This is a genomic window from Psychrobacter sp. 1U2, assembly GCF_051847575.1.
The window spans coordinates 1-856 of the sequence record NZ_JBPYDC010000750.1 but is presented as its reverse complement, the minus strand read 5'-3'; the positions used below and the strand labels follow the sequence as shown (position 1 = coordinate 856).

Annotated in this window: 1 protein-coding gene; it reads right to left on the bottom strand. The window is 43.7% G+C overall.

What is annotated here, in order from left to right; genetic code table 11:
• Window positions 1-54: 54 nt before the first annotated feature.
• A partial coding sequence (locus ACS8FD_RS18515; RefSeq protein WP_439276921.1) for a D-cysteine desulfhydrase family protein occupies window positions 55-856 on the bottom strand: 802 nt, incomplete at its 5' end.

The following is an 856-nucleotide window of genomic DNA, read 5'->3' as shown; positions in this document are numbered from 1 at the left end:
TATAAGCATAATCTTGGGTAGCTCTTTTTTTGGATGTTTTAAACGTCACTCATGTTAGCGTTTCTGAGTGACATCCAAATCACTTGAGTAGGCAAATAAAGCAGGCGCACCGCCCGTATGCCAAAACAAAACACGATCCGTTTTCTTGATTTGGCCCGTACGAATCATGTCTATGAGACCACCCATCGCACGACCCGTATAAACCGGATCTAACAATATTCCTTCTGTTTGCGCCATCATCTCAATAGCTTCATTTTCGAGTTTGCCAACCACCCCATAACCCTCGCCAACATAATCAGAATTAAGCATCAAATCGGACTCTGAAAACTTATAATCTGCATTGATGAGTTTTGCTGTACTGTTAGCAAGTGCGACAGTATATTGATCAAACGGCACTTTATCGGTTTCGCCCTTATCAATGTTGATGCCTACTATCTGATAGGGCGAGTTAAAAATCTTGTTTCCAAGCATTAAGCCTGCTTGTGTGCCACCAGAGCTGGATGCAAAGACGATATGAGTGAATGTCTCGTTTATACTTTCACGCTGCAACTCTAGCTCTTTAAAAGCTTCTACAAATGCTAGAGCACCGAGCTCGCTTGAGCCACCATAAGGCACCACATAAACGTTTTTATCCGCTTTGGTTAATTGCTCAACGATTTGAGGAATGTCTTCACCTTTGCGGTTGGCTCCTGCCCAATGAATATGACAACCAAATATTTTATCCAATAATAGATTGCCACTGACTTGCTCAGGCTCCTCTCCGCCTAATACTAAATGACATTCAAGACCCAAGCTTGCCGCAGCAGCTGCCGTTTGGCGACAATGATTGGATTGCGCAGCACCCGCCGTAATGATG